At 46.7% G+C, this 22,066-nt stretch carries 17 protein-coding genes; 14 read left to right on the top strand and 3 right to left on the bottom strand.

Annotated features, from left to right (window positions below; translation table 11 throughout):
• Positions 1-42 precede the first annotated feature (42 nt).
• The 5 genes from hemZ to LC508_RS07340 all read left to right on the top strand — a co-directional run bounded on the left by hemZ (position 43) and on the right by LC508_RS07340 (position 5,964).
• Positions 43-1,557: a coproporphyrinogen dehydrogenase HemZ gene (gene hemZ, locus LC508_RS07360; protein ID WP_103731311.1), complete on the top strand. Its 1,515-nt coding sequence runs from the start codon at positions 43-45 to the stop codon at positions 1,555-1,557.
• The gene (locus LC508_RS07355) at positions 1,529-2,071 is read left to right on the top strand and encodes an HD-GYP domain-containing protein (protein ID WP_033139717.1); all 543 of its coding nucleotides are present in this window, start codon (positions 1,529-1,531) and stop codon (positions 2,069-2,071) included. The genes hemZ and LC508_RS07355 overlap by 29 nt, the downstream gene beginning before the upstream one ends.
• Positions 2,072-2,088: 17 nt before the next feature.
• Entirely contained in the window at positions 2,089-3,339 is a 1,251-nt protein-coding gene (gene hisS, locus LC508_RS07350; protein ID WP_033139716.1) for a histidine--tRNA ligase, read from the top strand.
• A gap of 64 nt (positions 3,340-3,403) precedes the next feature.
• Complete coding sequence (gene aspS, locus LC508_RS07345) at positions 3,404-5,200, top strand: aspartate--tRNA ligase (RefSeq protein WP_103731308.1); 1,797 nt, start codon at positions 3,404-3,406, stop codon at positions 5,198-5,200.
• Positions 5,200-5,964, top strand: a complete 765-nt coding sequence (locus LC508_RS07340; protein WP_103731309.1) for a sulfite exporter TauE/SafE family protein — start codon at positions 5,200-5,202, stop codon at positions 5,962-5,964. Before aspS ends, LC508_RS07340 begins: the two co-directional genes overlap by 1 nt.
• Positions 5,965-6,037: 73 nt before the next feature.
• On the opposite strand, the gene LC508_RS07335 is transcribed toward LC508_RS07340, so the two are convergent.
• Both LC508_RS07335 and LC508_RS07330 read right to left on the bottom strand, forming a co-directional pair.
• A complete protein-coding gene (locus LC508_RS07335) occupies positions 6,038-7,144 on the bottom strand; it encodes a hypothetical protein (protein WP_052098980.1) in 1,107 nt (368 codons plus the stop codon).
• 92 nt (positions 7,145-7,236) lie between these two features.
• Positions 7,237-9,138: a PfkB family carbohydrate kinase gene (locus LC508_RS07330; protein ID WP_033139713.1), complete on the bottom strand. Its 1,902-nt coding sequence runs from the start codon at positions 9,136-9,138 to the stop codon at positions 7,237-7,239.
• 235 nt (positions 9,139-9,373) lie between these two features.
• On the opposite strand from LC508_RS07330, the gene rbsK reads away from it, so the two are divergent.
• The 7 genes from rbsK (at position 9,374) to LC508_RS07295 (ending at position 17,834) form a co-directional block, all read left to right on the top strand.
• Positions 9,374-10,312: a ribokinase gene (rbsK, locus tag LC508_RS07325; RefSeq protein ID WP_033139712.1), complete on the top strand. Its 939-nt coding sequence runs from the start codon at positions 9,374-9,376 to the stop codon at positions 10,310-10,312.
• A 58-nt stretch (positions 10,313-10,370) separates the two neighbouring features.
• Complete coding sequence (locus tag LC508_RS07320; RefSeq protein WP_103731310.1) at positions 10,371-11,759, top strand: ABC transporter substrate-binding protein; 1,389 nt, start codon at positions 10,371-10,373, stop codon at positions 11,757-11,759.
• Between the two features lie 144 nt (positions 11,760-11,903).
• Positions 11,904-12,788 (top strand): carbohydrate ABC transporter permease, encoded by an 885-nt coding sequence (locus LC508_RS07315; RefSeq protein WP_158587310.1) that lies wholly within the window; start codon positions 11,904-11,906, stop codon positions 12,786-12,788.
• Positions 12,781-13,629, top strand: a complete 849-nt coding sequence (locus tag LC508_RS07310) for a carbohydrate ABC transporter permease (protein ID WP_052098977.1) — start codon at positions 12,781-12,783, stop codon at positions 13,627-13,629. The genes LC508_RS07315 and LC508_RS07310 overlap by 8 nt, the downstream gene beginning before the upstream one ends.
• Before the next feature lie 31 nt (positions 13,630-13,660).
• Positions 13,661-15,799: an ADP-ribosylglycohydrolase family protein gene (locus LC508_RS07305; RefSeq protein ID WP_052098975.1), complete on the top strand. Its 2,139-nt coding sequence runs from the start codon at positions 13,661-13,663 to the stop codon at positions 15,797-15,799.
• Between the two features lie 93 nt (positions 15,800-15,892).
• A complete protein-coding gene (locus LC508_RS07300; protein ID WP_054353381.1) occupies positions 15,893-16,816 on the top strand; it encodes a carbohydrate kinase family protein in 924 nt (307 codons plus the stop codon).
• Positions 16,817-16,826: 10 nt separating this feature from the next.
• Entirely contained in the window at positions 16,827-17,834 is a 1,008-nt protein-coding gene (locus LC508_RS07295) for an ADP-ribosylglycohydrolase family protein (RefSeq protein WP_103732868.1), read from the top strand.
• A 63-nt stretch (positions 17,835-17,897) separates the two neighbouring features.
• On the opposite strand, the gene LC508_RS07290 is transcribed toward LC508_RS07295, so the two are convergent.
• On the bottom strand, positions 17,898-18,230 hold the full coding sequence (locus LC508_RS07290) for a sporulation initiation factor Spo0A C-terminal domain-containing protein (RefSeq protein ID WP_033139708.1): 333 nt from the start codon (positions 18,228-18,230) through the stop codon (positions 17,898-17,900).
• 316 nt (positions 18,231-18,546) lie between these two features.
• Here LC508_RS07290 and LC508_RS07285 point away from each other — a divergent pair, with 316 nt between their 5' ends.
• A complete protein-coding gene (locus tag LC508_RS07285) occupies positions 18,547-19,959 on the top strand; it encodes an efflux RND transporter periplasmic adaptor subunit (protein ID WP_118594055.1) in 1,413 nt (470 codons plus the stop codon).
• Between the two features lie 14 nt (positions 19,960-19,973).
• A complete protein-coding gene (locus LC508_RS07280; protein WP_225305337.1) occupies positions 19,974-22,061 on the top strand; it encodes an efflux RND transporter periplasmic adaptor subunit in 2,088 nt (695 codons plus the stop codon).
• The last annotated feature ends 5 nt before the right edge of the window (positions 22,062-22,066 follow it).

Genomic DNA, 22,066 nt, shown 5'->3' with positions numbered 1-22,066 from the left:
ATACGAAAGAAAGAGGCAACTGTTCAGGAAAGAGGAACCTATATGATTGGCATTTCATTTAATAAAAGAGATTTTGAATATGATGCCTATACCCTGGTCAAGGCCTTCTATCCCCAGGAGGAAGTGGAGAACTTCTATACAGAAGAGGGGCAGGAGGACAAAGCCTGGGACCTGCTGGTGAGAATCACCTACGGGGAGGAGGAGACGCACCTCTCCCTGGAGAGGGATGGAGAAATTATATTCGGAGAAGCGGCCCGCTTTGAAAAAGGGCAGGACAGAAAAGAGAGAAAGAACATACTGAAACAGATTTTATACAGAGGTCTTGTACAGGAGACGGGAATCACCCTTCCCTGGGGCAACCTGACGGGTATCCGTCCCACCAAGATCGCCATGGGGCTGATCGAGTCGGGGATGAGCAATGCGGAGACTGCGGACTATATGCGCCGCACGTATTTCACCAGTAATGCCAAGACCGCGCTGGCAGTTACCATAGCCAACCGGGAACGGGACCTGTTAAAAGATATTGACTACCGGAACGGGTACAGCCTCTATGTGGGAATTCCCTTCTGTCCGAGTATCTGCCTGTACTGTTCTTTCAGCTCATCTCCTTTAGCGAGATGGAGAGATAAAGTGGATGAATATCTGGATGCGCTCTGCAGGGAACTGACTTACATTGGAGAGACGATGAAGGTGCGCACCCTTGACACCATATATATCGGCGGCGGGACTCCCACCACCTTGGAACCGGAACAACTGGAGCGGCTGCTTGGCCATATTGAGGCATGTTTTCCGGTGGAACAGGTGAAGGAATATACCGTGGAGGCAGGAAGGCCGGACAGTATCACCAGAGAGAAGCTTATGGCGATCAAAAGGCATCCGGTCACAAGGATTTCCGTGAATCCCCAGACCATGAACCAGAAGACACTGGATCTCATAGGACGGAAGCACACGGTGGAGGACACGCGACACGCCTTCGCTCTGGCGAGGGAATGCGGATTTGATAATATCAATATGGATTTGATCGTAGGCCTGCCCGGAGAATGTGCAGAGGATGTAAGGCACACACTGGAGGAGGTAAGGGCCCTGGACCCGGACAGCCTGACCGTACATTCACTGGCAGTCAAGAGGGCCACCAGGCTTCATCTGTTCAGGGAGCAGTACGAAGAGATGACCTTTGAAAACAACCAGGAGATCATGGATATGTGTATGGATTATGCCCGGGAGAGCGGCATGGGTCCTTACTATCTGTACAGACAGAAGAATATGTCAGGCAACCTGGAGAATGTGGGATATGCAAAACCGGGAAAAGCCGGCATCTACAATATCCTGATCATGGAAGAGAAGCAGTCCATTCTGGCGGCAGGGGCGGGAGCCTCCACCAAGTTTGTGTTCCAAAACGGGGAGCGCATAGAACGGGCTGAGAATGTAAAAGACGTGACAAATTATATCACCAGAATTGATGAAATGATGGACAGAAAACGGATTGGGCTGGAAACGTATCTGAATATAAAGAGCGGGGATGGCGGAAATGGCAAATACACAGAAGCATCTGATTAGTTTCAATCTGGAAAAAGAAATCGAGCATGGCATTCAGGTGAGTAACCTGGCTTTCCGTGTGGGAAAGCAGATGGGCCTTTCCGAGGAAACCTGTCATGAACTGGCAGTGGCCGGAGTGCTTCACGATATCGGGAAGCTGCGGCTTTACAACTACATTGCCGGGGAGGAGAATCCCATGGTAGTGGAGGAGATGAAATATGTCAGGCGCCATCCGGAGCTGGGATATGAGAGTCTGAAGGACAGGGGCTATTCCCGGTTTGTTCTGGACAGCATTTACTATCATCATGAGAATTATGACGGAAGCGGATACCCGGAAAATCTGGCGGGGGAAAAGATACCCATGGGAGCCAGAATCCTGAGAATCTGTGACGTATACGCAGCGCTCACCTCAAAACGGACGTACCGTGATGCCTTTTCCAGCGAGACGGCCATGAAGATGGTGATTGATGAAGTTAAGAATTTTGACATGCAGGTCTTTCTTGCATTTCAGAGAGCAATACATGAAAATGAATGAGAAGAGGAGAGAACATTATGCAGTTAAAGAAAAAACCAGTTACAGGAATGAAAGATATTCTGCCGAGAGAAATGGAAATCCGTGATTATGTGATCGGACTGATCAAGGAAACCTACAAAGAGTTTGGATTCACATCCATGGAAACACCATGTGTGGAGCACATTGAAAACCTGACCAGCAAACAGGGCGGCGACAATGAGAAACTGATCTTCCGTATTCTGAAAAGAGGAGAGAAACTGAGAATCGACGAGGCAAAAGAGGAGAATGACTTGGTTGACAGCGGTCTGCGCTATGACCTGACAGTTCCGCTCAGCCGTTTTTATTCCAACAACGCCAATGAGCTTCCGTCCCCCTTCAAAGCTCTGCAGATGGGAAATGTATTCCGTGCGGACAGGCCCCAGAGAGGACGTTTCCGTCAGTTTATGCAGTGTGATATTGACATTTTGGGTGATCCCACCAATCTGGCTGAGATCGATGTTATCCTGGCAACTTCCACACTGGTGGGCAGGCTGGAATTCGAGAGCTTTGCCATCCGTATCAATGACCGCCGTTTCTTAAAAGCCATGGCTGCCTACAGCGGATTCCCGGAGGAGTCTTATGACCAGGTGTTCATCATTCTGGATAAAATGGATAAGATCGGCAAGGAAGGCGTTGCAGCAGAGCTGGAAGAGGCCGGATTCCCAAAAGAGGGCATTGAAAAATACATCGCTCTGTTCGATGCTATCGGAGAGGGCATTGACGGTGTAAACTACTGCAAAGAAAAACTGGAAGGCTTCCTGGACCCGGATGTGGCTGACAATATGTCCACGATCATTGAGAGTGTGACAGAGGCAAAGACTGCCAACTTCAGGATTGTCTTTGACCCCACACTGGTGCGCGGTATGTCTTACTATACAGGACCCATCTTTGAGATCTGCATCGACGGTTTCGCAGGCAGCGTGGGCGGCGGCGGACGCTACGATGAGATGATCGGCAAATTTACGGGAACCCCCACACCGGCAACCGGATTTTCTATTGGATTTGAGCGTATTGTAATGCTGCTCATGGAGAGAGGATTCCAGGTACCGGGCAGCATGGATAAGAAAGCATACCTGCTGGATAAGAAGCTGAGTTCCGAAAAACTGGTGGAGATAGTGAAAAAGGCCGGGGAAGAGAGAAAATCCGGCAAAAATGTGAATATTGTATACATGAAGAAGAACAAAAAATTCCAGAAAGAACAACTTATGGCAGAGGGATACGAAACCATCGAAGAGGTATACAACGACTGACAGGTTTTGGGTACCGGGCTTACATTGTAATAACATAAATGAGGAATTAAGGAGAACTGACACAATGGCAGAATCAATGAACGGGTTAAAAAGAACCCATAGATGTACGGAAGTGACAAAAGCAGAGATCGGAAGCACAGTAACCCTTATGGGCTGGGTGCAGAAGAGCCGCAACAAAGGCGGAATCGTCTTCGTGGATTTGCGTGACCGTTCCGGTATCATGCAGATCATCTTTGAAAACGGCGATATTGATGAGGAAGGCTTTGAAAAAGCAGGAAGACTGAGAAGCGAATTTGTGATCGCTGTGACAGGACGCGTGGAGGCGCGATCCGGCGCTGTGAATGAAAATCTGAAGACAGGCGAGATAGAAGTGCGGGCAGGTGCCCTGCGTATCCTGTCCGAGTCTGAGACACCTCCGTTCCCCATTGAGGAGAACAGCAAGACAAGAGAGGAAGTGCGCTTAAAATACCGTTATCTTGATCTTAGAAGACCGGACCTGCAGAGAAACCTGATCATGCGGTCCCGGGTAGCTGTGCTGGTACGCCAGTTCCTGGCAAATGAAGGTTTTCTGGAGATTGAGACACCAATCCTGAATAAGAGCACTCCGGAGGGGGCAAGGGATTACCTGGTTCCCAGCCGTGTGCATCCGGGCAGTTTTTATGCACTGCCCCAGTCTCCCCAGATTTTCAAACAGCTTCTGATGTGCTCCGGGTATGACAGGTATTTCCAGATTGCCAAGTGCTTCCGCGATGAGGACCTTCGCGCTGACCGTCAGCCGGAATTTACACAGATTGATATGGAGCTCTCCTTTGTGGATGTGGATGATGTCATTGATGTCAATGAGCGTATGCTGGCATTCCTCTTTAAAGAGGTTCTGGGCGTGGAAGTGCAGCTTCCCATTCAGAGAATGACCTGGACAGAGGCTATGAACCGCTTTGGCTCCGACAAACCGGACCTGCGTTTCGGCATGGAGCTTACGGATGTGTCTGAGGTGGTAAAAGGCTGTGAATTTGCTGTGTTCAAGAATGCCCTTGAGGCAGGCGGCAGTGTCCGCGGCATCAATGCCAAGGGACAGGGCAGCATGCCGAGAAAGAAGATCGACAAGCTGGTGGAATTTGCCAAAGGATACGGCGCCAAAGGTTTGGCTTATATTGCCATCCAGGAGGACGGCAGTGTAAAATCCTCCTTCGCCAAATTCATGAAAGAGGAGGAGATGAAGGCCCTCATAGAAGCCATGCTGGGTGAGGCAGGCGACCTGCTTCTCTTTGCCGCTGACAAGACGAAGCTTGTATGGGATGTATTGGGTGCCCTGCGTCTTGAACTGGCGCGTCAGATGGAGTTGTTTGATAAAGAGGAATACCGTTTTGTGTGGATCACAGAGTTCCCTCTTCTGGAGTGGTCAGAGGAAGAGAACCGTTTTACAGCCATGCATCATCCGTTCACCATGCCTTTTGAGGAGGATATTCCGCTTCTGGATACGGATCCGGGTGCAGTGCGTGCAAAAGCCTATGATATTGTACTCAACGGCAATGAGATTGGCGGAGGCAGCGTGCGTATCCATCAGAACGATGTGCAGGAAAAAATGTTTGAAGCGCTGGGATTTGAAAAAGAGCAGGCTTATAAACAGTTCGGTTTCCTTTTAGATGCCTTCAAATACGGAGTTCCGCCGCACGCAGGACTGGCTTACGGCCTTGACCGTATGGTCATGCTCATGGCTAAGGAGGAATCCATCCGTGAAGTTATCGCATTCCCGAAGGTGAAGGATGCCTCCTGCCTGATGTCCGAGGCACCGAACACGGTAGATGAAAAACAGCTTGATGAACTGGGGATCGCGCTGAAAGTTCAGGAGGATGAGCAGTAATGGAGCCAGGTGCTGTCTCCTTTCTGATTGTATGTCCGCTGGTGTTTTTAGCCAGTTTTGTAGATGCCATAGCAGGCGGGGGAGGATTGATCTCCCTGCCTGCTTATCTTTTGGCAGGAGTTCCCATTCATAATGCCATTGCCACCAATAAGCTGTCCTCAGCCTCCGGTACGGTCATCTCCACGGCCCGCTACTGTAAAAACGGATATGCGGACATACCGCTGGCGGTACCGTCTGTTCTGGCAGCGCTTTTGGGCTCCTTTACGGGAGCAAATCTGGCGCTGACTGCCAGTGACAGGGTGCTGAAGCTCATGCTGATCGTGGTGCTCCCTGTAGTGGCATTTTATGTGCTGAAAAATAAAAGCATGGAGCCAAAACAGAAGAGGCAGCTTGCAAAAGGACAGAAATATGCCATTGTTATCACTGCCTCTTTGGTCATAGGGACATATGACGGCTTCTACGGGCCGGGGACAGGTACTTTTCTGCTGCTTGTCTACACGGGTCTTGCGGGCATGGATATCCGCACAGCCTCAGGCAATACGAAGCTTGTCAATCTGGCTTCCAATCTGGCAGCCCTTGCTGCCTTTTTCTCCAGCGGCAAGATCGTGATCTCTCTGGGACTTGCGGCAGCCGTGTTCAGCATCGCAGGGCACTACATCGGTTCCGGTATGGTGATAAAAAACGGGACGAAGATTGTTCGCCCCATTGTGGTCACGGTTCTTATTTTGCTGCTTATAAAAATTATATCTGGATTTTTTGTATAAAAAAATGCCCGGCTTTGGATATGCTAAAGCCCGGGCATTTATCGTGTTCTGTTTTTCGTCTGTACAAGTGCGTCTATTCCACATCCTCCGACACATCTGCCAGGGCGCTGTCCACGCCTCCGAGAATGGCCTGTGCCACATTTTCATCCATCTGCATCTTCCAGCTTGTTCCGTCATTGACCAGAGTAATGTCCACGTCCCGTGTGGTGGAGGCATTGTTCTTCTCTATACTTTCCAGAAGAAGCTGTCTTTCCTTCTCACGGCGCCCCTCGGCTCCTCCTGCCATGGCCTGGGAAGTCTGCAGCCATCCGGAAAGCTGTTCCTGGTAAGAAGCCACAATACTTTTGAAATCACTGCTGGTGATCTGAACTTTCACCTGGGCGTTGCGCTCATCCTTTTTTGCGTCCAGGATCTTAAAATCAAAACAGGCACGGATCTGTTCCGCCATGGCATGCGCAATGGAGCTGCTGTATGTGTCATCCGTATCCAGAAGGCTGTCCAGGGACAGATAGATGTTAAGCTGTTCCGTGTCAAAATCTTTGATGGTGCCAAAGTGTATTTTGACTACTTCCTCAGGGGGCAGAAGATTGGAATCAGCCATGTAGGAGAGAAAACCGCCGGTGATCTGATTGTCCAGGTTCTCGTCATAAACAACATGCCACGTCTCTTCTTTTTGCCTGAGGGTCAGGTCAAAGGTGGTATCCACCAGTTTATAATCGTTCTTTTTCAGCGTCTCTCCGAGCAGCAGGTAAGAATCCTTCAGTGAAAATTCCACCTGACTGGGATTGGCGTCGCAGGTAATCCGTTTTTTCAACGCAGCGGCAGTGTAATCCTCTGCCAGTGCATGGGCATCCAGGTTGGTGATGGTGACAGTGGCGCCCGCCTTTTTATTTTTGAGCTTGACATTGTCTATGGTGTAAGAGAAATCTTTAAAATACCGTGAAAAGATTTTGACAATGTCAGGGTCCATATTTTCCTCCCCGTTGTCTGTGTCAGGGAAAAGCTCATGGACGGAGAGATATTTTTCAATGGTCTTTTTATCCGGGCTTTTCAGCTGGTCAAGTTCCGCGGAAACTGCCTCCTTGACCGCGCGCTCCTCCTTGCCCTCGCATCCTGCAAGCAGCAGGGCAGAAGTCAGGAAAACCGCGGCATACAGCCATTTCTTATGTCGAATCTTCATGTGTCATCTCCTGTTTGCGGAAGTTACCGTATTCGTTTAGTTTACCAGAAATGACGAAAAAGTCAACTTTTTAAGAAAAGTGCCTGTATTTTCTATTTGAGAAGTTCCGGTTCCAGTTTTTTGATATGGGTTTCCAGGGTGTTGTGGTCCACAAGGGCGGGAACAACGCCCTGCCTGGATACACAACACCCTGCAGCATACGTGGCGATCCGGATGGACTTTTCCAGAGAATACCCCTCGATCAGGAAAGAGGCCAGAGCTGAGATAAAAGCATCCGCACCGCCGGTGGTATCAATGGAAATGAAATCCGCAGCCGGAAAATACTTTGCGTTATCCTCGGTTTTCAGATAACAGCCTTCATGTCCAAGCGTAATGATCACTGTCTTGATCCCTTTCTGGTAAAAGTATTCGGCCTGTTCCTCCACTGTATTGTACTTGGGACACAGGGCGGCCGCTTCCTTACGGTTGGGGATAAAGATATCTGTATTCTGCAGAAGCTGTTCCGGTATGGATTTCAGGGCAGCGGGCTTTACAATATTTTTTGCCCCGTATTTCCTGGCAGTTTTCGCTGCCTCCAGAACGGTCTGAATGGGAATCTCAGTGGAGAGCAGGCAGAAGCCGGCATTTTCAAAGAGATGCTGCCGTTTCTGTATGTCTGCCGGGCTCAGATTGCCGTTTGCTCCGGACATGATCGTGATGGTTCCCTCGCCGTCCCGTTCAATATAGATATATGCCTTCCCGGTCTGCGCCTTCATATCCCTGTGTACGCCCTGAGTTGCCACCTGTTCTTTCTCCAGGATATCGAAAATAAAGGTGGAATCCGTGTCATTGCCGATTTCCCCTATGAGAGAAACTTCCCGTCCAAGCTTGGCAGCGCCAACAGACTGGTTGGCTCCTTTGCCTCCCAGTGTGGTGGTGGAACTCAAGATCGTGGTGGTCTTTCCCGCCTGGGGAAGCCAGTCAACATTGAAGGTGATATCCGTGTTGATACTGCCAACCACTACGATCTTCTTCCCGCGGAAGAAGGAAGGAATGTCAAGGCTGTCCTCGTTGTCGAAATCGCACTGTGAGACAAAAGTATATTCCGGTTCTGCCGCCTCTTTTTTCTCACATTTCTGGATCAGATTCCTGCACACATAGTAACCGAACTCCCGGTAAGGGATTTTGATACTGGATATATGAGGGAAAGAGATTGCTTCCCGCACATCATCCTTTAAGCTCACCAGGGACAGGTCCGAGGGCACGTAATAGTGCAGTTTATCCATCTGCTCGTACAGGATCAGGGAGGAGGCAAAATGCGAGCTGACTATGCCTGAAAAACCATGGCTCAGTATCCTGGAGCAGCAGGCAGGGTCAGAGATGTAAAGCTTCATCTTTTTATGATAGGGGATCTGATTGTCAAAGAGACATTTCTTGAATCCCTCAAACACCATGCCGGAACGCCTGCTTTTTTCCTTCACAAGACATGCAATCTTGCTGTGTTTATACTCCAGCAGTTTCTGCGTCAGGACGTATCCCATTTTTTCAAAATCTATATTGTAGGCAGGCAGGGTATAAGGAGCATTGATATAGCTGACAGAGATATTCTGTTCCGCAAAGTAATGCTCATGCTGGGGACTGTTCTCATCCACCGGCTCCCAGATCACACCGTCCACATTGTTTTTGCACAGAGATGTGATGTGCTTTAACTCCGTATCTGCGCTGTTCAGACTGTCCAGAAGCAGTACATTATATCCCTGTTCCTGGGCGGCCTGCAGGATGCCGTTCAGCATCAGGTTGGTCTGTGAGGCAGTGCGCAGCAGGACGCCCAGCAGAAAGCGCTTCGCATTGGATATATTTTTTACCATGCCGTAAGGTGTGTAGTTGTATTCTTTTACGATTTTCAGTACCCGGCTGCGGGTCTCAGGATTGATATTCTGGTCTTTGTTGTTAACGATTTTGGAAACCGTTGAAATAGAGACACCGGCCAGGCTGGCGATTTCTTTGATTGTCATATGAGATCCCTCTTTTACCATTATTTTCTCTAATTATGAAGGATAGAGAGGGATTTGTCAATGGAAAATGCATCACATATATGTGCAATATGCATAAGAAAACTTTTTCTTAAATAGTTTTATTTCACAAAAAATAGAAAAACTATTGACAGTGCACAGAGAGGGCTGTACAATACATGCATAGGAAAACAATTTAAGAAATGGTTTTCTTAATAAATTTGATGGAGGTAATAGCTTGGATAAACGGATTCTGATTATCGGAAGTTTGAATATGGACATCGTTATAGAAATGAAACGTATGCCGTTGATAGGGGAGACCGTTCTTGGAAAAAACCTTACATATGTACCCGGAGGAAAAGGAGCGAATCAAGCATATGCAGCAGGTAAACTTGGCGGAAAAGTAACCATGCTCGGATGCGTCGGAGATGACAGCCTGGGACAGAAACTAAAAGACAATCTTGCGAATAGCGGAACGGATGCATCATATATCAGAAATATAGAAGGCAAGCCAACGGGTACGGCAATTATCTATGTAAATGACGATGGTGATAACAGCATAGTGGTTATCTCCGGTGCAAATGAAGCCTGTGATGTTGAGTATTTAAAACAAAATGAAGCTTTATTTGCAGAATGTGACTATGTCATGTTTCAGATGGAAATTCCCTATGAAACCATTTTTTATGGTATCAGAAGGGCAAAAGAGCTGGGAAAGACCGTGGTCTTAAATCCGGCACCGGCACCGGATGGCCTGCCCGAAGATATTTGGGGGAAAATTGATTACCTGACCCCCAATGAGACAGAATTGTTAAAACTGACAGGACAGCAGGAAATGACCATGGACAACATCAGAAACGGTGCACATGCTCTGCTTGAAAAAGGTGTGAAAAATATCCTGGTTACCCTGGGAGACAAAGGCGTATTATTTGTCAATGACAGGAAAGAAAAATTATTTCCGGCCAGAAAAGTGACCGCTGTGGATACAACAGCGGCGGGGGACTGCTTTAATGGCGCATTTGTCACCGGTCTGGCAGAGGAAATGAGCTTTGATGAGGCGATCGTATTCGCAAATATGGCGTCCTCTCTGGCAGTTACCAGAAAGGGGGCACAGAGTTCCATTCCGGGCAGGGAAGAACTGGAGGAACTCAGTAAAAGGAAGAGTAACGCGGGTCTCTGATTTTGCGGGAAGCAAAATTAAAATAGAGAAAATATAATGTATTCTAAGGAGGAAAGTTATGAAAAACATGAAGAAATTTTTAGCGTTATGTTTGACGGGGGCAATGGCAGTATCCATGGCAGCGTGCGGTTCGTCGGGGGATGACAAAGCAGCCGGAGAGGATGATAAACAGACAGAGAGCACAGCAAAGACCGATGATGACAAGGACGCCAAGGACAGCAAAGACAAAGAAAAGCTGGTGATATCCTGTTATCTGGCAGATGACAACCAGGTTGCAGTACGTGAGAAATACATTGATGAACCTTTAAAAGAAGCATTTCCTGACGTGGATATCGAGATAAAAATGTACAGCGACAGGCAGAGCCTTCAGGTAGAGGTTGCCGGCGGCGGCGGACCGGATATCCTGGATTTGGACGGTCCTACCGATGTTGCGGAATTTGCAAAGGCTGACAGAGTGCTTGATTTAGGCAAATATGCAGATCAATACGGCTGGAAGGATATGTTTTATGACTGGGCTTACAACAGCTGTTTCTATAATGAAAAGCTGTATTCACTTCCTACTTTTTTTGAAGGTATGGTAATGTACTATAACATGGATGTTATGAAAGAGAATGGCTGGGAAGTACCGAAGACACAGGACGAACTGGTAGAGCTGATGAAGAAAATACAGGAAAAAGGTATTATTCCCATCGCCTTTGGCAACTCCAACTATCAGGGTGCTGTAGACTGGCTGTATTCAACATTCACAAGCTGTTACGGTGGTCCGAAAGCTGTGAAAGCTGCTATGGAAGGAACCGGAAAATATACAGACGAACCGATCAAAGAATCTATCCAGACTATGGTTGACTGGTGGCAGGAAGGATGGCTCGGTGATAAAGCATCTCAGTCTATCACAAATGAAGATATGGTCGCTTTCTTTGCAGAAGGACGCGCAGCTATGATGATTGACGGAACATGGGCTTCTAACCAGCTTATAGCTACATATCCGGATTGTAACTGGGATTCCGAAATGATGCCTCAGAAAGAAGACATTGGCGAGATTCTTCCATTTGCTACAGGCGGTGGTTATTCCATCAATGCAAACTCCAAAAACCCGGATCTGGCTGCAGAAGTGTTGAATTATCTGTTTACCTCCCTTGACAGACATTATCAGTCCATCAATGAGGCAGGATATCAGCCATACCCGCTGAAAGAGTTTGATATTGCCAAACTGGAAGGAATGGATGAGAAACTGTTAGATCAGTATAAACTACTTATGGATGCACAGAAAAACAACCAGATCGGTTATTGTTCCTGGACGTTCTACCCATCTGAGATGAGGGTTTATATGAATGAGAATACGGATGCATTATTCCTTGGTTCACTTACCGTGGATGATTATCTGGCCCAGGCGCAGACGTATATAGATACCGCAATTGCTGACAATACGATTCCGGTATTACCGTAATAGCAGTGGAACAGTAACCATAAAAGTGATTAAGTAACTTGGAAATACCGTGCAGCCAATCTTCATGTAAGGAGGTACGCACTGCATGGAGGTGTTGGCTGTACGGTATTTTTTATGAAAGAAGACTTTACAGGTGGTGGAGAGATGAATACAGTTAAAAAAAGACATATGGTACCATACCTATTTATACTTCCCGCATTTATTATCCATGCATGCATTGTTACAGGACCAGCTTTAAGTACACTGGTGATGTCTTTGTTTGACTGGAATGGAATGGGAAACGCAAAATTCATAGGATTTAAAAACTTTTCGGAAATTTTTAAAGATCCGTTAGTAAAACTATCCGTAGTACATAACATTCAGTGGCTGCTTATTTTCATTACAGTTCCCTTGATCCTGGGATTTATCGTTGCAATCATAGTGAGTCAGCTCCGCAGATCCCAGATGTTTTTCAGAACGATTTACTTTATTCCTTATGTTATATCCGCTGCAGTGGCAGGTAAAATCTGGACTGCTTATATGAATCCATATTATGGATTTAATCAGGTGTTTGCCAAAGCCGGCTGGACAGAGCTGTCAAAGGTACTTTGGCTTGGAAATCCTAAAATTGCATTGTTTGCTGTGGCATTTGTGGACAACTGGCATTGGTGGGGATTCATAATGGTTCTCTTCTTAGGCGCATTACAGCAGGTAGACCCTACTTTATATGAGGCAGCCAGAGTTGACGGAGCAAACCGTTTCCAGGAATTGATTCATGTTTCGATTCCGGGAATCAAACAGACAATAGCATTTGTATTGATTATGACAATAATGTGGTCATTCTTGACCTTTGATTACGTATATATTATGACAAACGGCGGACCTGCTAATGCCACAGAAATCATGTCCACCTATATTTACAAAAACGCCTTTGTGAAATACAGGGCAGGTTATGCCAATGCTCTTTGTGTAATACAGAGTGGTATATGTGTGATTTTGTACTTCCTTCAGAAATACATCAGTAAAAAAGGAGGGATGGAAGATGAATAGTGGAGTGAAAATCGGGGCAAAATATAAGATTTCATCTTTTATCAAATATGTATTTTTAATTATCATGGCATTGTTTGCAGCAGTTCCGCTATTTCAGGTTTTCATAAATGCATTCCGTACAGACCGGGAATGTAAATCAATGCCGCTGGGTCTGCCGAAAGAATGGGTTTTTAACAACTTTCAGGAGACGTGGCAGATAGGCGGATATGCCACTGCTTATTTCAACAGTCTGCTCACAGCCTTTGTAGTAATTGTTGTGGTGCTTGTTGTGGTTGGTCTGGGAGCGTATTCGATCAGTAAACTGGAGTTTAAGATGAGAGGCTTTTTTACAGCATACTTTTTCGTGGCAATCTCTCTTCCTGGATTTTTGTATATTGTCCCGGATTACTTTGTTATGAATAAACTGGGCCTGGTAGATACCAGATGGAGTTTGATGATCGTGTATACTGCAATGCAGATTCCGTTTAATATGCTGCTGCTGAGGACCTTTCTTGCCGGTATTCCCCGTGAACTGGAGGAGGCAGCCAAGATTGACGGATGTAATGAGTTGAACAGCTTTTTGAGAGTGACACTGCCCATTGCTAAGCCCATGTTTCTCACAATTGCGATTTTAGTTTTTGTTAATGTGTGGAATGAATTTTTGTGGTCTAACACATTTATCACATCAGAAGAGCTGAAACTTGTAGCAACACGTTTTGTTAAATTTACGGGAGAATATGGTTCCAATATGGCACGAATTTATACAGCCAGCGTTATAACCATTGCACCGGTTATTATTCTGTATCTGTTCTTCAGCCGTAAATTTATAGAAGGTATGACCAGCGGAAGTGTAAAAGGTTAATATTAACAGACTGCTCGATGGGAGGTTGAGTATGAAAACAGAGTTTATTGAAGGTATTTATGCAGGATGGCTTGCCAAGATCATCGGTATCCGCCTGGGTGCCCCGGTAGAGGGATGGACCTATGAAAAGATTAAAAACATCTACGGTGAATTAGACCATTATCCTGTAGACTACCACGAATTTGCTGCGGATGATGACAGCAACGGCCCGCTGTTTTTCCTGAGGGCACTGGAAGACGGACATCATGATTACGAACTGCAGGCACAGGATGTGGCAGAGGCCCTTCTGAATTATGCGCCGTTTGAACACGGATTTTTCTGGTGGGGCGGTTATGGGATATCTACTGAGCATACAGCGTATCTGAATCTGAGAAACGGGATTCCGGCTCCGCGAAGCGGAAGTATCGAACAAAACGGAAGTACAACGGCAGAACAGATAGGCGGACAGATTTTCATTGATACCTGGGGACTTGTGACACCGGGAAATCCGGATCTGGCAGCAAAATATGCGAAAGAGGCCGCCAGTGTGACACATGACGGAAATGGTATTTACGGCGGTATTTTTGTTGCTGTATGTATAAGCTATGCTTTTGTGGAGAAGGACATCAGGAAAATCATTGAAAAAGGTCTCTCTTATATTCCGAGAGAATGCGAGTATGCAAAAGTAGTGCGGGCAGTCATGGTATACTATGATGAAAACCCCGGCGACTGGAGGGCCTGCTTCCGGTACATATTTGACAATTACGGCTATGATAAATATCCCGGAAACTGCCATATCATCCCCAATATCGCAGTGATGATTCTGGCACTGTTATACGGGGAAGGTGATTTTACAGATACACTGAATATCTGCAATATGTGCGGCTGGGATACAGACTGCAACGTTGGCAACGTAGCGACGATCATGGGCGTGAGAAACGGACTGGACGGTATTAACTACGAAAAATGGAGAAAACCGATCAATGATTTCCTGGCCTGCTCAAGTGTTATGGGTTCCATGAATATTATGGATATCCCATATGGTGCCTCTTATATAGCGAAACTGGCATATGCTGTGGCGGGAGAAAAGATGCCGGAACCCTGGAATACGATTACGCAGAAGAGAATTGACAGCTGCCACTTTGAATATCCGGGATCTACCCACGCAATGCGTGTCCGGGTGGATGGACTGGATAAACGGGCAAGAAAAGACAGGGAATGTACGGTGATCAATACGGATGAATCTGCATATACAGGATCACGTTCCCTGAAATTTGTGGCAAAACACGTTGAGCCGGGAGAAAACGTATTTGTTTATAAAAAGACACACTACAGACCTGCAGATTTTCATGACAGCAGATACGATCCGTGTTTCTCTCCGCTTGTATATCCGGGACAGATCATCCATGGAAGTGCAATGATCCCCGAATATGGTGAGGATGCACTGGTGAGTCTCTACGCAAGAGACAGCAGGGCAGATAAAATCTATGAGGGAAACAGAGAAAATCTCTGCAGAGGCCAGTGGAAAGAACTGGAGTTTACCATTCCAAGCCTGGAAGGCGCCCTGATCGATGAGATTGGCTTATGTTTCCATGTGCAGGGTACCCATACACAGGTGTTTGATTTTGTGGGGCTTATAGATGACCTGTACGCGGATGGAAAAGCTGACTATTCCATTGATTTTGCCAATGAAACGGAAGAGCAGTGGACCGTTCTGCATAAAGAGATCAGCCAGTTTACAAAATTAAAAGGCCTGATGTATCTGAATGACGGGGAAATGCATTTGTCCTGTTCAGATTTTGCAGAAGCATATACCGGCAGACATGACTGGGGAGATTACAGGGCAAAATTCTTCTTTACACCGCTGACAGGAAAGCATCATATGGTAAATGTGAGAGTGCAGGGAGCCATTCGTTCTTATGCGGTGGGACTTCTTCCTGACGGCAAAGCGGCAATCCTGAAAAATGATAACGGATACCGTATTCTGGCAGAAACTCCATTTGACTGGGGCTGCGGGAAAGAATACTGCATCGATGTTCAGGTCATCGGCAACAAGATAAGCGCAGAAATAGAGGGCTGCTGTCTGGAGGCTGTAGACGAAGAGAAACCTTATCTTTTTGGAGCAGTAGGTGTATCCATGCAGAACGGAACACATGATAAATATAGAAAAATTGTAATATCAGATTGTTAACAGGGGGCAGATCAGGCAGAACATTTTGTTCTGCCTGATTTTTAAAGAAGATAACGGTTCTGTTGGCGAAATAGTTACAAAAGGAGAAGGCGTATGGATGTATATGGTTTAGGTACATTGGCTATGGATGTTTTGATGAAGGTTGATAATCTTCCTTCAGAGGATGGATTCTGTATTGTGAAAAGTAATGACAGACAGCCCGGAGGAAGCGGCACAAACGTGATCGTACAGCTTGCGAGGCTCTCAGCAAAATGTGGCTATATGGGGGCTGTGGGAGATGATGCTCTGGGAAAAGATGTTCTGAAAAGTCTCCGGGATGAGAACGTAGATACCAAGAGTATGATCGTAAAACCGGGAAAGATAACCCTGCATACAGATATTGTCATTGATGATGAGGGCAGAAAATTTATTATGCTCAATATGGGGGATGCCTTTGAAAGCCTGACAAGTGATGAACTGGATTATTCGGCCGTCTCATCAGCTAAGGTTTTCTACACAGATTTACTGCCCAAAGAGCCTGCCATTACAGGACTTAAAAAAGCAAGGAAAGCCGGGGTGAAGACCGTCTTTAACATGCAGGTAGGCCTTGGCACCATGCAGGGACTGCATGTATCGAAAGAGGAGATATTATCAGCACTTAAGTTCACTAATATTTTTGCACCGTGCCGCGGCGGCCTGTACGAGCTGACAGGAACGACGGATTTAGATGCGTGCGTGAGATACCTCCGTGATTACTGTAAGGGTACTTTACTGTTCACCCTCGGAAAAGAAGGATCTGTTGCATATGATGAGCAGGACAGGAAGTATACGGTCAAGAGCTGTGATCTGGAAGTTGTGGATTCCACCGGGGCCGGGGATTCGTATATGGGTTCGTTTATCTATCAGTATTGTCTGAATGGCATGTCCATAGAGGAATCCATGAAATTTGCGACCATGTGCGCAGGGCATACGTGTACCGGAATAGGGGCCCGTTTTTCACCGGATCTTAAAACCGCTGAAACGTTTGTCTGGAAATGAGGTGCTGTGGATGAGGGAAAAATTTGACCAGGTAAAGGGAGGCTTCATCGGGATTGCTTACGGAGATGCTTTCGGAATGCCGGCAGAAATGTGGAGCCGGGAATTGATACAGAAAAAGCTCGGGTATATCAAAACCTTTCTTCCCGGACATCCGGATAACAGGATATCCGCCGGATTTGCAAAAGGTGAGGTGACGGATGACACGATCAACAGTATTTTGGTCACAGAGATGCTCAGTGAGAACGGGGGCAGGGTCGACGCGCAGGTTTTTATTAAAAAATTGAGGTATTGGATGAAACACTCGGATAAAAGTTCGGCAGTTGTAGGCCCCAGTACCGCTAAGGCTCTGGAACTGATTGAGGCCGGAACGCCGATGGAGGAAGCGGGAAGTACAGGGACCACCAACGGCGCAGCCATGAAAATCGTACCAATAGGTCTTCTTGCCGGGTATAACTGCAAAGAAGAGGTGGATTCCTGCCACTTGCTCCACCAGGTCATTGAATTGTGCAGACCCACACATTTTACTTCCTGCGCCATAAGCGCAGCATGTGCCATCGCAGCAGGAGCAGCGGCGGCTGTCCACGGAGAAAAAGATTTATCAAAAATTTATGAATATATGACGGAAATGGCAGAAAAGGGCAGTGCATATGGAAATTCCATTGGTTCACCGTCTGTAGCCTGCCGCATGAAAATGGCAAGACATTTTACAGAGCAGGAACCCCAAAAGGCACTTAAAGATATTTATGACTATGTGGGGACGGGAATTTCATCTGCCGAGAGTATACCGGCAGCAGCAGCTTTATTTTACTTGTCTGAAGGTGACCCTGCAGTGTGTGCCGAATACGCGGCCAATATAGGCGGTGATACAGATACCATTGCTGCTATGGCGTGTGGTATCTGCGGTGCCTATAAGGGAGCAGAAAGCTTTAAAACGGAGGATATTGAACTTTTAGAAAGAACGAATGCAATTTCGTTTACAGAACTGACTGAAAAACTGCTGGGAAATACCCCCTGCTGACAGGATACGGAAAGGGCACCTACATATACGTTGTAGATGCCCTTTCAGCGTAAAGAGAAATGATTACTCCTCGTCTTTATGGTTTCTCACATAATAAGCAAGCATAGAAATAAATTCTCCCGTGGTAGGCTTTCGCTGCAGCTCATACCCTGCGATATGATTCAGCAGCGCTCGGTTTCCTTCGTTCCAGCATGTGGTGATGACCGTACGAAGTGACCGTTCGATTCTTGTGCTGGTGGAATGGAAATGTTTCGCCACATCCGGATACAATTCTTTTGTTATGTAGAGCAGATATTCTTCATTTCTGACTGACAGTTCAACTGCGTAGATAAGGAAAGAATAGCCCCGATATATGGAGCAGATACCAAGACGGTGAACAAGACTTTCCACGTTCATAAAATACCCCCTTCGTTATATATTATTTTATTAATAATAAGAATAACTTAAAAAGTCATAAAAATATCTGATTAGATAAAAATAGACATAATCCGTTAAATAAAGCAATAATTCGACGAATTACGACAAAAAGACGACTGTTATATTATATACGAAATCAGAACACAAAAGATTACATAAAGATTTCAAAAGGTTATAAAAAGTTAAAAGACAGAATCTTTAAAATCTGTTATACTTTGTGTAAAGTTGTTTTCTTCAAAGTGCCTTCTTAAACAAATAGTATGTGAATTTTAAATTTAAAAACAGGGGGAAATATATGAATAAAAGAAATAAGATTTTAATCGGAGCAGGCATTGTGCTGCTGGCAGGCGTGATCGGTACGGGAATTTATATGCAGCAGCGGGGAAAAGGTGAGGACAAGAGCACAGAGCTGGCTTATGTGACCAGTGTCTCCTCCATGGATCCATCTTCCCAGGTTCAGAGACTGGCCGGTGTTGTGGAACCACAGAAGACATGGGAGATTCAGAAAAATGCAGAGCGGGAAGTAAAAGAGATCCTGGTGGAAGTGGGAAGCGAAGTGGAGGTGGGAACCGCCCTTTTTGTCTATGACACGGAGACACTGGAAGCAGATCTGCAGCAGGCCCAGCTGGATCTGGAGCGGGCAGACACCGATATGGAGAACCTGCGCAGTCAGATCGCACAGTTGGAAAAAGAAAAGAAATCCGCCTCAGAGGATGACCAGTTTTCCTACACGACCCAGATCCAGACAGCACAGATGGACCTGAAGAAAAGCGAATATGAACGGAAAAGCAAAGAAGTGGAAATATCACAGATACATGAAAAGATTGCCAATTCTTCTGTCACCAGTGAGATGCAGGGAGTTGTAAAAAGCATTAATGAGGGCAATGAGACAGATCCTTACAGCGGCAGTTCACAGGCATTTATGACTATTCTTGCAACCGGTGTTTACAGGGTAAAAGGAAAAGTAAATGAACAGAATATCGGCGCTGTTCAGGAAGGTCAAAAGGCAATCATCCGCTCCAGAGTTGATGAAAGCAAGACATGGACAGGTACGTTCACAGCGGTGGATACGGAAAACAGAGAGGGAAACAACAATAATATGATGTACGGAGGCGGCAGCGACAGCGGTGAAATGATGTCCTCCTCCTATCCTTTTTATATTAACCTGGACACCTCTGACGGCCTGATGCTGGGTCAGCATGTGTATATTGAAAATGACACGGGAATGGAAGAAAAAGAGGGTATATGGCTGGACGAAGGCTTTATCATGGACGCGGACAAGCAGCCCTGTGTATGGGTGGAAAACAAGGATGGAAAGCTTGAAAAACGTGATGTGACCCTCGGTGAACACGATGAAAATCTCTTCCAGTATCAGATAAAAAGCGGCCTGAAGGTAAGTGATTACATTGCTTTTCCGCAGGAGTTCTTAAAAGAGGGAATGAAGACAACACATGAAGAGATTCCCATGAGTGATCCGGAATCAATGCCTGCGGACGGTGAAATGCCGGAAGGTATGGATGGCCTGCCTGCAGACGGAGCAGATACACTTCCTGTTGAAGGGGAAGAAGGTGCTGCCGAAATGGAAGGCAATGCTTCGGAAGGTGAAGCCGGCAGTGCGGAAATGGAAGGAAATGCCCCGGAAGGTGAAGCCGGTGCGGAAGGCGCAGACGGGGCAGCAGTCCCAAGTCCGGAAGGTGAGGCGCAGTAGAGGGGAGGATGCAAATGAAGGCGAGAAATAAAAAAATCATCATTGCCGTCATCTGTGTCGGAGCTGCAGCGTTGGCCGGCACAGGAATCTGGTATGGTGTGAAGAAGATGGACCAGACGAAAGTAGATGTCTATCCCGTAGCTGATCTGAAGCAGCAGATCTGGGGTATGAGCACCAGTATAGACGGAACCATAACCTCCAGTGTGACACAGGAGGTTCATCTGATGGAAAAGCAGATGGTGGACCAGATTTATGTACAGGAAGGACAGGAAGTGGTTGAAGGAACGCCGCTTCTCTCGTATGACATGACACTGGTCAACATTGACCTGGAGATGGAAAAAATCAATAAAGAGCAGCTTCTGGTCAAGAAAAAGGGCCTGGAAAAAGAACTGGAAAAACTGAAAAATGCCGATATCATTCCTGACAGCCAGAAATCAGAGGATGACGATGAAGAAGGTTCCACCGGAAACATCATGGGAGCAGGCAGCAAAGCAGGCATCCTGCCTCTGGGAATGAGAGATGCAGGCTCAGGTATGGGCGGACGATGGGATGCAGCATTCAGTAAAATGGCAGTTTCCCAAAATACAAGAGCTGCCGCCGAATCCGGTGACCCGGATAACGCAGGTAATCCGGACAACCCGGATAACCCAGATAACCCGGACAACCCAGACAACCCGGACAACCCAGATAATCCAGACAACCCGGACAACCCAGATAACCCGGATAACCCAGATAACCCGGACAACCCGGATAATCCAGACAACCCGGACAACCCAGATAACCCGGACAACCCGGAGAATCCAGATAACCCGGAGAATCCAGATAACCCGGATAAACCGGATGATCCAGATAATCCGGACAACCCGGACAACCCGGACAACCCGGATAAACCGGAGAAACCGGTACCGTCCATGGTTTATGATAAACTTTACGGAGACATTACCCTTGAGACTATACCGGGCCAGAAAATAGAAAACGCCATTCCTTACAAGGGAACGGGCACAAAGGAAGACCCATACTACTATCTCTGCAAAAAAGATGTGAAGATCCAGGGTGCCTTTCTAAACCAAATCGCAGGATACGGAAATGCAGACACCAAAGAAAAAGAACCGGTATACTGTGTCCTGGAAGTCAGAGACAAGGGCGAACAAGACGGATTTCTCATCGCGGCCCTGTACCTTGACGGAAGTAAAATAACAGAGAAAGTGGAACCGCAGAAATGGTACCTCACCCACCTTGGAACGTATACGGAGGAGGAACCGAAAACACCGGATGAAGAGATGCCGGACGGTGATCCGGATGGGGAAGAGTTCCCGGATGACTGGGATTTTATGGAAGAGGTTCCCCAGGATGATATCATAAACGGCTATACAAAAGATGAACTGGACAAAGCGATCACAGAGAAGAAAAAAGAGATAAAAACCGCAGAACTGGACATTCGCGGCAGCAACCTGAAAATTCAGAATGTTGAGAAAAAGCTGGAGAACCAGACCGTAGAATCCATTCTGAACGGCGTTGTGAAGAAGGTTGGAGATCCAAGCAAAGGGGAAGTGGACGGCGAGGCATTTCTTGTTGTGGAAAGCGCAGAGGGCAGCTATGTGAAAGGTCTGGCAGATGAGTATCAGCTTCAGCAGCTTCAGCCGGGTTCTGTCCTGACAGGATTCACATACGAATCAGGACTTCCCGTGGAGGCGGAAGTAAAAGAGATATCCAATTTTCCGTCCTCCAACAATATGTACGGTTACGGCAGAGAGGTATCTTATTACCCCTTTACTGCCTATATCAAAAACAGCGACGGCCTTAAAAATATGGAGGGTGTCAGCCTGGAACTTCCCGCAGAGTCGGAGAATCCCGCAGGTCTTTACATCAGCAAGCAATTTGTGCGGAATAAAGACGGCAAGGATTTTGTCTACGTGGAGAACAAGGATCATCAGCTTGAAAAGCGGACGGTGCAGGTGGGAAAAAATTTCTACGGCAGTATGCTGGAAATTAAAAGCGGTCTCACAGAGGAGGACAACATTGCTTTCCCATATGGCAAGAAGGTAAAAGAAGGCGTCAAAGTAAGACATGCAACCATAGAAGAACTATATGGCATGTACTAGAGGAG

This window comes from Blautia parvula, assembly GCF_020215665.1.
Taxonomy (GTDB): domain Bacteria; phylum Bacillota; class Clostridia; order Lachnospirales; family Lachnospiraceae; genus Blautia; species Blautia celeris.
Note: the sequence above shows the minus strand (reverse complement) of the source record. Positions and strands in the feature narration are given on the sequence as shown.